The sequence below is a fragment of the Ectopseudomonas alcaliphila genome (genome assembly GCF_900101755.1).
Classification (GTDB): Bacteria; Pseudomonadota; Gammaproteobacteria; order Pseudomonadales; family Pseudomonadaceae; genus Aquipseudomonas; species Aquipseudomonas alcaliphila.
Genome location: NZ_FNAE01000009.1, coordinates 144,092 through 154,166, shown reverse-complemented (window position 1 = coordinate 154,166; position 10,075 = coordinate 144,092). Strand labels below are relative to the sequence as shown.

Genomic DNA, 10,075 nt, shown 5'->3' with positions numbered 1-10,075 from the left:
CGAAAAACGGCAGTAGCCAAAGCGCTACAAAAAATGCTGTTGATATCGCCACTATATACCTGAATAGAGATTTCATATTTTGTAGTGCACCTAACTATTAATTAGACGACATTCATGTCGCGTTTCCACGCGACAGCTGTCGCATAATCTTCCTTGTCGTCTTGCAAGTCCTTGTCTAGCTTGAAGGTTGTCGCGGCAAACGCGACAGCACCTAGGGAGAGACGCGACATGGATGACGGCAAGCCCAAGCTGCTGGATCAACTGCGCCAGCAAATTCGAGTCAGAAACTATTCCATCCGTACCGAAGCTGTCTATGCCGAATGGGTAAAGCGCTATATCCGCTTTCACCACTATCGGCATCCGGCGGAGATGGGCGCGGCGGAAATCGAGGCTTTTCTGACCCATCTTGCGGTTAAGCGCGACGTGTCTGCCTCGACACAGAACCAGGCTCTGGCCGCTCTAAGGAGGTGCTCAAGCTGGATTTGCCTTGGTTGCAGGGGGTCGTACGGGCGAAGAAACCCAAGCATCTGCCGGTGGTGCTTACCCGTAGTGAGGTCGATGCCCTGTTGGTTCAACTGCAGGGCGATAGCTGGATCGTTGCGAATCTGCTCTATGGTGCTGGATTGCGATTGCTTGAGGCGCTGCGGCTACGAGTCAAGGGTGTCGACTTTACCCGGCGAGAAATCATCGTGCGTGATGGTAAGGGCAAGAAAGATAGGGTAACCATGCTGCCAATGCGTGTCGTCGAGCCGTTACGGCAACATTTGAACAAGGTGCAGCGCGTGCATCAGGGCGATCTGGCCGAAGGCTTTGGCGAGGCTAATTTGCCGTTCGCCCTGGCGCGCAAGTATCCGAATGCGGCGAAGGAGTGGGGATGGCAGTTCGTTTTCCCGTCGGGCAATCGCTCTCAGGATCCACGCGGGCACGGCATTTATCGCCATCACCTGCATGAGAAAACCATCCAGAGGGCGGTGCGTGAGGCGGCGCGGCGTGCTGGCTTGGTCAAGCATGCGACGCCACATTCGTTACGTCATTCCTTTGCCACGCATCTGCTGGAAGCAGGCCAGGACATTCGCACCGTGCAGGAGTTGCTCGGCCACTCAGATGTGAAGACAACCATGATCTACACCCATGTGCTCAACCGAGGTGGCCTGGCGGTATTGAGTCCTCTGGATCGCTGAACACATATTCCATTTACTACTTGTTTCGGTCTGCTGACTGAACTTTTCAGTTCTGCTACGGTCTTGCCCTCGTCCGGGCGTGTGCTTTTGTCTGCGTCCGGCGTTCTTGCGGCCTGCGCTCTCGCGATGGTTTCGCTGAGCGCAGGCCATTCGCGACGGTGAGAGGCCATGATCGATATAAGAAACCTGACCAAGCGTTTTGCGCAGCACACGGCAGTCGACGACTTGTCGTTCCAGGTCCAGCCAGGGGAAGTGCTGGGCTTTCTCGGCCCAAATGGGGCCGGTAAATCCACCACCATGAAGATGCTCACCGGCTTTCTTGCGCCGACCTCCGGTACGGCGAGCATCCTCGGTTGCGATATCCAGACCCAGACCCTCAAGGCCCAGCGGCAGATCGGTTATCTGCCGGAAGGCGCGCCTTGTTATGGGGACATGACGGTGCGCGGCTTTCTTGAATTTATCGCCGAGGTGCGCGGCTTTCGCGGCGCCGAGAAGGCCTTGCGCGTCCAGCGCGCGGTGGAGCAGGTGGAGCTGGAGAAGGTGCTGGAGCAGAGCATCGAGACGCTCTCCAAGGGCTTCAAGCGCCGCGTCGGCCTGGCCCAGGCGATTCTGCATGACCCGCGCGTGCTGATCCTCGACGAGCCCACCGACGGTCTCGACCCCAACCAGAAACATCAGGTGCGTCAGCTCATTCAGGGGCTGGCCCGCGACAAGATCGTGATCATTTCTACCCATATCCTCGAAGAGGTCACGGCGCTGTGCACACGTGCGGTGGTGATCGCCCAGGGCCGCTTACTGGCCGATGGTACGCCGCTGGAGCTGGAAAGCCGCTCGCGCTATCACCAGGCGGTGACGCTGGTGGCCGATGAGGCGTTGGATCAGGCTGCCCTCGCGGCGCTGCCGGGCGTCGCCGGTGTCGAGGAGAACGCCCGCGAACATAGCCTGAGCGTGCTGGCGCAGCCGGGCGAAGTGATCTTCCCGCAGGTCAATGCGCTGATTGCCGAGCGCAGCTGGAAGGTCAAGGAACTCAACGTGGAACGCGGCCGCCTGGATGAAGTGTTCCGTACGCTGACCCGGGGAGAGCAGCCATGACCCAGTTGCCCGTGATCTTCAAGCGCGAGCTGGCGAGCTACTTCGCCACGCCGCTGGCCTATGTGTTCATCGTCATCTTCCTGGTGCTGTCCGGGGTGTTCACCTTCTACCTGGGCGGCTTCTTCGAGGGCGGTCAGGCCAATCTTTCCGCCTTCTTCAATTTCCACCCCTGGCTCTATCTGTTCCTGGTGCCGGCGATTGCCATGCGCCTGTGGGCGGAGGAGCGCAAGTCCGGCTCCATCGAGTTGCTGATGACCCTGCCGATCACCCGCTTCGAGGCGGTCACAGGCAAGTTCCTGGCGGCCTGGGTGTTCGCCGGTATCGCGCTGCTGCTGACCTTCCCGATGATCATCACGGTCAACTACCTGGGCGAGCCGGACAATGGCGCTATCGTCACCGGTTATATCGGCAGCTGGTTGCTGGCCGGCGCCTATCTGGCCATCGGCTCGTGCATGTCGGCGCTGAGCAAGAATCAGGTGATCGCCTTCATCCTCGCGGTCAGTGCCTGCTTTTTGTTCATCGTCAGCGGTTTCCCGATGGTGCTCGACGCCTTCGCCTGGGCGCCGCAGTGGCTGGTGGACGCCATCGCATCGCTGAGCTTTCTGGTGCGCTTCGATGCCATCAGCAAGGGCGTGATCGATCTGCGCGACCTGCTGTATTTCCTCTCGCTGATCGCCGCCTGGCTGACCGCCACCGCCGTGGTCATCGACCTGAAGAAAGCCGACTGAGGAGCGCCCATGAAAAAGCTGATCTATTCCGGCGCCGGGCTGCTGCTGATTGCGGTGGCCTTTCTCGCCTTCAACCTGCTGGCTGGCCTGGGCCTGGGCGGTGCGCGCCTGGACCTGACCGAGCAGAAGCTCTACACCATCTCCGACGGCACCAAGCAGATCCTTGCCGAGCTGGACGAGCCGATCAACCTGTACTTCTTCTACTCGGACAAGGTGGCCAAGAACCTGCCGGCGCTGCGCACCTATGCCCAGCGTGTGGAGGAGATGCTCAAGGCCTACCAGGCCCAGGCCGGCGGCAAGATTCGCCTGCACATCATCGACCCCGAGCCGTTCTCCGAGGACGAGGACAAGGCTGCCGAGTTCGGCCTGCAGGGCATTCCGCTGCAGCAGGGTGGCGACTCGATCTACTTCGGCCTGGTCGGCACCAACGGCCTGGACGACACCCAGGTGATCCCGTTCTTCGCCCTGGATCAGGAGGAGCATCTGGAGTATGAGCTGAGCCGCCTGGTGCAGACCCTGGCCAAGCCGGAGCTGCCGGTGGTTGGCGTGCTCTCCGGGCTGCCGATGACCGGCGGCTTCGACATGATGGCGCGGCAGCCGACGCCGCCGTGGATGGTGCTGGAGCAGGTGCGCCAGTTGTTCCAGATCGAGCAGCTCAAGAGCGACGTCGATCTGATTCCCGAGAACGTCTCGGTGCTGTGGCTGGTGCATCCGAAGAACCTGCCCGAGCAGACCCTGTACGCCATCGACCAGTTCGTGCTGCGCGGCGGCAAGCTGATGGTGTTCGTCGACCCCTATGCCGAGGCCGATACGGGCGATATGCCGGGCGAGGTGGCGGTGGACAGGGCGTCGAACATCGAGCCGCTGTTCAAGGCCTGGGGCCTGCGCCTGCTGCCGGACAAGGTGCTCGGCGATGGATCCTATGCCATGTCGGTCAACCGTGGTCAGGGCCAGCGTCCGGTGCGCCATGCGGCCTGGCTGAGCCTGCCACGCAAGGCGCTGGATCAGGACGACATCGCCACCGCGGGGCTGGAGAGCGTCACCGTCGCCACCGCCGGCATCCTCGAGCCGGTGGAAGGGGCGAAGACGCGTTTCACCCCGCTGATGCAGAGCTCCGAATACGCCATGCCCTTCGACGCTCAGCGCTTCGCCATGCTCAGCAACCCCGAGGAGCTGATCCGCGAGCTGGAGCCGACCGGCGAGCGCTACAACATCGCCGCGCGTATCGACGGCCCGGCGCAGAGTGCCTTTCCCGATGGCATCGAAGGACGCAAGGATGGGCTCAAGCAGGCCGACAACATCAACGTCATCGCCGTGGCTGATACCGACATTCTCAGTGATCGCATGTGGGTGCAGGTGCAGGACTTCTTCGGCCAGCGCATCCCGCAGCCCTGGGCGGACAACGGCAGCTTCGCCATCAATGCGCTGGACAACCTGACTGGCTCCGAGGCGCTGATCAGCGTGCGTTCACGTGGGCGCTTCAGTCGTCCGTTCGTGGTGGTCGAAGAGTTGCAGCGCGCCGCCGAACAGCGCTTCCGCGACAAGGAGCAGGCCCTGCAGGCGCGTCTGGCCGAGACCGAGCAGCAACTGGCGGCGTTGCAGCAAAGCGACGACCCAAGCCTGGAGTTGACGCCGGAGCAGCAGGGCGCCCTGCAGCGCTTCATCCAGCAGAAGCTGGAGATTCGCAAGGAGCTGCGCGAGGTGCGTTACCAGCTCAATGCCGATATCGAGGCGCTGGGCCGCACGCTGAAGGTCATCAACATCGCCCTGATGCCGGCTTTGCTGACCCTCGGCGTGATGGCGTTGTGGCTGTGGAGGCGCCGTCGTCGCGCTTGATGTTCACCTGTGGGAGGGGCTTCAGCCGCGACCGTTGCCGCTGAAGTGCCTCCACCAATGTCTGGTTTTCTCGAGGTCCGTAGGGTGCGTGGTGCGCACCAGTCTGGAAGCATCGGTGCGCACGGCGCACCCTACGTGGCTTCATCCTATCCAAGGGTGAAAAGATCATGGGACGTAAAGGTCTGATCGCATTGGTCGTCATCGTGCTGCTTTGCGTGCTGGGTTACGCAGCGGTGCAGCACAGCCAGCAGCAAAGCATGGCTCAGGTCGAGCGTGCGCCCTGGCTGGCCGTCGAGCAAGGGTATCTGAACACGTTGCAGGCACTGGAGATCGAGCAGCCGGGGCAGCCGTCGGTACGTATCGAGCGGCGTGAGGATGGTTGGGTGGTGCCGGCCAAGGCCGATTACCCGGCGGCGCCGCAACCCTTGGCCGATTTGCTGCGGGCGTTGCGTGAGGCGCGCACGGTGGAGGCCAAGACTGCCAATGCTCAGTGGCATGCTCGTTTGGGCCTGGCCGAGGAGGGCGAGGCTGATGAGCTGGCGCTGCGTCTGAAGCTGCAGTTTGATGATCACCCGCAACTGAATCTGCGCCTGGGCAACCCGTCCCAGCAGGGCAGTGGGCAACTGGTGCGACGCGCCGGTGAGGATCAGGTCTGGCTGATCGATCAGCAGTTGCAGGTGCCGACGCGTGAGCTGGACTGGCTGGATCGGCGTGTCAGCGACATTCCCTTCACCGGTATCGCGCGCCTCGAGTTGCGCTACGCCGATGGCGAGAAACTCACGCTGACGCGTGCCGATGCCCAACAGTACAACTTCGCTGTCGCAGAGCTGCGCAAGGAGCAGAAACTCAGCTTCGAGGGTGCGGCCAATGGCGTCGTCCTGGTTTTCTCCAACCTGCAGTTCGCCGATGCCGCGCCATTGGCGCAGATAGGTTTCAAGCAGGCGCCGATGCTGCAGTTCAGCCTCAGCGGTTTTGCCGAGGAAAAACTCGAAGGAGCGTTGTATAAGCAGGGTGAGCAGTATTGGTTGGTGCTTGGCGAGCGTGAAGGTTTCAACGCCGCAGAGGTGAGTGCGCGCAGTGACTGGGCATATCGACTGGAGCCCGATCTGGTAACGCGGCTGGCGAAGAAGTTGCGCGATCTGTTGGCCAAAAGCTCATAAAACAAGCTGTAACCCGCATATCTTCTGGGTTCGTGCCGGTTCTTAAAAAGTGCTTTTCAGTCACAATCCATGCTTTATACTCGGCCTTCGGCTGCAGCAAGAACGCGAATCGCTTGACCTGCTCCATGCTCGATTGCCGGGGGGGGCGAACGCTGAGAAGAACGTTTTTACCGAGCCGTCAAAGCGCCTTCGGGACAATAAAAACATAGCGAGTTTGGAGAAGTTGGTAATGGCAGATCGTGAGACGGGAACCGTCAAATGGTTCAATGATTCCAAGGGTTACGGGTTCATTCAGCGCGAAAGCGGCCCGGACGTATTCGTTCACTACCGCGCCATTCGCGGCGATGGCCACCGCACTCTGGTCGAAGGCCAGAAGGTCGAGTTTGGCGTGACCCAGGGCCAGAAGGGCCTGCAGGCGGAAGACGTTTCCGCGGTCTGAGCTCCAGCTCGAAATACAACAAGGCCCGTCGATGACGGGCCTTGTTGTTTGTGGTCTGTTCGGGCTACGGGCGAAGGTAATGATCCCAAGCAGCTTTGCGTAGGAGCCTCGCTCCGGGGCGAAGCTTTGCCAGGCCGTGCAGCCCAGATTCGCGGCGAGGCGCCGCTCCTACAGATTTGGTGCGTGACGGGTATTGCGCAAAGCGGCCGCTATTGATCAGTACGCCAGACGATCTCGGTTTCGCCGTCGGCATCGACCTTGATCCAGCGGTCGGCTTCTTCGTCGCTTTCATCTTCCACCCAGGTGCCGGGCGCGCAGCGCACCTGCACGCCGAGCGCGGCATGGGCGGCGCGGGCGCAGGCCAGGTCGTCGGCCCAGGGGGTGGCGTCGCTTTCCAGGTACAGGCTGTGCCATTTGCCCACGGCTTTCGGCAGCCAGGTCACCGGCACATTGCCGGCCTGGCATTTGAAGGTCTGGCCTTTTTGCTGCCAATCACTGCACGGGCCCAGGGCTTGGCCCAGCCACTGCGCCACGGCGTCGCGCTCGGCGTCTTTCAGGTAGATCTCGATATCGGGTTGGCGCATGGCTTCTAATCCTGAGGGCTGGTGCTCTAAGTTTTGACGATCCAATCGTAGCGAATGGCGACGGTAACTTCGAAGGGCTCGGCGATCACCGCTTCGCGGCGTTCGACGCTGGCGCGCCAGCCGTGTGGGGTCATGGCCAGCAGGTCGGCGCGAGCCTGAGCGTCGGCCAGGTGCAGCGGGAATTCGAGGGTTTCGCTGTGGGCCAGGTGCATGCCGGGCGGAATCAGCGCCAGGTGCTTCTCATCGTCGTAGTCGCGTACTTCGTCGTAGAGCTTCTGCCGCAGTTCCATCAGGTGTACGCGGGTCGGGCCCATGCGCAGCAAGCCGCCGCCGGGGGCGAGCAGGCGTTTGGCTTCGCTCCAGTCCAGCGGGCTGAAGACGCTGGCCAGCAGACCGCAACTGGCATCGGCCAAAGGCACGCGGGCCATGCTCGCCACCAGCCAGCTCAGGTGCGCAGCGCGTTTGCAGGCGCGTTTGACCGCTTCACGGGAGATGTCCAGGGCGTAGCCGTCGGCGGCGGGCAGGCCACGGGCTATCTGTTCGGTGTAGTAACCCTCGCCACAACCGATATCCAGCCAGCGCGCCGGCTTGTACTCGGCAGCCAGCGCGGCCAGGCGCGCGGCCAGCGGCGCGTAGTGGCCACCGTCGAGAAAGCGGCGGCGCGCCTCGACCATGGCGGCGTTGTCGCCGGGGTCGCGGCTGTTCTTGTGCTGCACCGGCAGCAGGTTGTAGTACCCCTGCCGCGCGCGGTCGAAGCTGTGCCGGTTGCTGCAGATCAGACCGCTGTCACTCGGCTCCAGCGACGTCTGGCAGATGGGGCAGATCAGGCTCATGCCAGCAACTTCACCATGGTCTGATAGTAAACCTCGGTAAGCAGGTCCAGATCGCTGGCCAGCACGCGCTCGTTGATCTGGTGGATGGTGGCGTTGACCGGGCCGAGCTCGACCACCTGGGTGCCCAGGGTGGCGATGAAGCGGCCATCGGAGGTGCCGCCGCTGGTGGATGGCGTGGTGTCGCGACCGGTGACGCTCTTGATGCTGGCGGCCACGGCGTCCAGCAGGTCACCCGGCTGGGTGAGGAAGGGCAGGCCGGACAGCGCCCACTCCAGGTGGTAGTCCAGGCCGTGCTTGTCGAGGATGGTGGTGACGCGCTGCTGCAGCTCTTCGACGGTGGATTCGGTGGAGAAGCGGAAGTTGAACACTGCCTTCAGCTCGCCGGGGATGACGTTGGTGGCGCCAGTGCCGGAGTTGAGGTTGGACACCTGGAAGCTGGTCGGCGGGAAGTAGTCGTTGCCGTGATCCCAGTGCTCGGCGGCCAGTTCGGCCAGCGCCGGGGCAGCCAGGTGAATCGGATTCTTCGCCAGATGCGGGTAGGCGACGTGGCCTTGCTTGCCGTAGACGGTGAGGGTGCAGCCGAGCGAGCCACGACGACCATTCTTCACCACGTCACCGAGCAGGGTGGTGCTCGATGGCTCGCCGACGATGCACCAGTCCAGGCGCTCGTTGCGCTCGCGCAGGCGCTCGACCACCGCCTTGGTGCCGTGCTGGGCCGGGCCTTCTTCATCGCTGGTGATGAGAAAGGTGATGGCGCCCTTGTGGTTCGGGTGGTCAGCGACGAAGCGCTCCACCGCGATGATCATGCTCGCCAGGCTGCCTTTCATGTCGGCCGCGCCACGGCCGCAGAGCATGCCCTCTTCATCAACGCGTACGTCGAACGGCTGGTACTGCCAGGCGTCCAGCGGGCCGGTGGGCACCACGTCGGTGTGGCCGGCGAAGCACAGCACCGGGCCGTCGCCACCACGTTTGGCCCAGAAGTTCTCCACCTCTTCGATGCGCATGCGCTCGACGTCGAAACCGCAGGCGGCCAGACGGCGCATCATCAGCTCCTGGCAGCCTTCGTCGACCGGGGTCACGGACGGGCGGCGGATCAGGTCGAAGGCGAGTTCCAGGGTCGGGGTGAGGGTGGCGGTCATTGCGGCTCCGGTACGGCGGCTGGCGTGAAAGCTGGCCATCTTAAAGCAAAAGCCGTTAACGATCAGGTCATAAGGCGCGCGGCGCGGCGCATTCGCGGTGAAGGCAGCTTGATAGGGCGGGCCGACGGCTGACCTGTTCGACAGGCTTGGGTGGGCAGGGTGCTATCTCTATAATGCGCGCCTTCCTGCAGGGGGTGAGATGAACACAGACGATCAGCGATTCGGCGGCATAGCCCGGCTTTACGGCCAGGAGGGCTATCAGCGCCTGGCCGCGGCGCACGTGGCGGTAGTCGGCATCGGCGGTGTCGGCTCCTGGGCGGCCGAGGCGCTGGCGCGTTCGGGTGTCGGCGAGATTTCGCTGTTCGACCTCGACGACGTCTGCATCACCAACACCAATCGTCAGGTGCATGCCATCGAAGGCGCGGTGGGCAAGGCCAAGGTCGACGAGATGGCGGCGCGCATCCGCGCCATCAATCCGGCCTGCGTGGTGCACGCGGTGGCCGATTTCGTCACCCGCGAAACCATGGCCGAGTACATCACCGAGCAGCTCGACGGGGTGATCGACTGCATCGACAGTGTGCCGGCCAAGGCGGCGCTGATCGCCTGGTGCAAGCGGCGCAAGATTCAGATCGTCACCACTGGCGGCGCGGGTGGGCAGGTCGATCCGACGCAGATTCAGGTCACCGACCTGAACAAGACCTTCAACGACCCACTGGCGGCCAAGGTGCGCAGCATGTTGCGCCGCGACTACGGCTTCTCTCGCACACCTGGCCGCACCTACAGCGTGCCTTGCGTGTTTTCCATCGAGCAGCTGCGCTATCCCAAGCCGGATGGCACGGTCTGTCAGGCCAAGGGTTTCGTCGGCGAAGGGGTGAGGCTGGACTGCGCCGGTGGCTTCGGCGCGGTGATGATGGTCACCGCCAGCTTCGGCATGGCCGCTGCGGCCAAGCTGGTGGACAAGCTGGTGGCTGGCGCCCGTCGTCCGGCAGAGCGCCAGGGCAAGACTTGAGAAACGCCCCTGCGCGGTGCGTTTGACTATGCTGGGTCGAGGGGAGAGGTTGCGGTAGCCGACAGGGATAGGTC

9 protein-coding genes and 1 pseudogene are annotated in these 10,075 nt (G+C 62.9%); 7 read left to right on the top strand and 3 right to left on the bottom strand.

Annotation, left to right across the window (positions count from 1 at the left end):
* The first annotated feature begins 228 nt into the window (after positions 1 to 228).
* The 6 genes and pseudogenes from BLR77_RS22085 to BLR77_RS22060 all read left to right on the top strand — a co-directional run bounded on the left by BLR77_RS22085 (position 229) and on the right by BLR77_RS22060 (position 6,436).
* A pseudogene (locus tag BLR77_RS22085) lies at positions 229 to 1,181 on the top strand (integron integrase).
* A 168-nt stretch (positions 1,182 to 1,349) separates the two neighbouring features.
* Positions 1,350 to 2,273, top strand: coding sequence for an ABC transporter ATP-binding protein (locus BLR77_RS22080; RefSeq protein WP_074681851.1), 924 nt, complete (start codon positions 1,350 to 1,352; stop codon positions 2,271 to 2,273).
* Complete coding sequence (locus BLR77_RS22075) at positions 2,270 to 3,001, top strand: ABC transporter permease subunit (RefSeq protein WP_003244158.1); 732 nt, start codon at positions 2,270 to 2,272, stop codon at positions 2,999 to 3,001. The genes BLR77_RS22080 and BLR77_RS22075 overlap by 4 nt, the downstream gene beginning before the upstream one ends.
* A 9-nt stretch (positions 3,002 to 3,010) precedes the next feature.
* Positions 3,011 to 4,837, top strand: a complete 1,827-nt coding sequence (locus BLR77_RS22070) for a GldG family protein (RefSeq protein ID WP_074681849.1) — start codon at positions 3,011 to 3,013, stop codon at positions 4,835 to 4,837.
* 167 nt (positions 4,838 to 5,004) lie between these two features.
* A complete protein-coding gene (locus BLR77_RS22065) occupies positions 5,005 to 5,997 on the top strand; it encodes a DUF4340 domain-containing protein (RefSeq protein WP_074681847.1) in 993 nt (330 codons plus the stop codon).
* Positions 5,998 to 6,226: 229 nt separating this feature from the next.
* Entirely contained in the window at positions 6,227 to 6,436 is a 210-nt protein-coding gene (locus BLR77_RS22060; protein WP_004423973.1) for a cold-shock protein, read from the top strand.
* Between the two features lie 209 nt (positions 6,437 to 6,645).
* Here BLR77_RS22060 and BLR77_RS22055 read toward each other — a convergent pair whose 3' ends face one another.
* Genes BLR77_RS22055 through dapE form a run of 3 tightly spaced genes read right to left on the bottom strand, consistent with a single transcriptional unit; the run spans position 6,646 to position 8,992 of the window.
* Positions 6,646 to 7,020: a hypothetical protein gene (locus tag BLR77_RS22055; RefSeq protein ID WP_074681845.1), complete on the bottom strand. Its 375-nt coding sequence runs from the start codon at positions 7,018 to 7,020 to the stop codon at positions 6,646 to 6,648.
* A 26-nt stretch (positions 7,021 to 7,046) separates the two neighbouring features.
* On the bottom strand, positions 7,047 to 7,853 hold the full coding sequence (locus BLR77_RS22050; RefSeq protein ID WP_074681843.1) for a putative RNA methyltransferase: 807 nt from the start codon (positions 7,851 to 7,853) through the stop codon (positions 7,047 to 7,049).
* Positions 7,850 to 8,992 carry a succinyl-diaminopimelate desuccinylase gene (dapE, locus tag BLR77_RS22045; protein WP_074681841.1) on the bottom strand — a complete coding sequence of 381 codons (1,143 nt, stop codon included), beginning with the start codon at positions 8,990 to 8,992 and terminating at the stop codon, positions 7,850 to 7,852. The genes BLR77_RS22050 and dapE overlap by 4 nt, the downstream gene beginning before the upstream one ends.
* Before the next feature lie 199 nt (positions 8,993 to 9,191).
* Here dapE and tcdA point away from each other — a divergent pair, with 199 nt between their 5' ends.
* The gene (gene tcdA, locus BLR77_RS22040) at positions 9,192 to 10,001 is read left to right on the top strand and encodes a tRNA cyclic N6-threonylcarbamoyladenosine(37) synthase TcdA (protein ID WP_074681839.1); all 810 of its coding nucleotides are present in this window, start codon (positions 9,192 to 9,194) and stop codon (positions 9,999 to 10,001) included.
* Positions 10,002 to 10,075 lie beyond the last annotated feature (74 nt).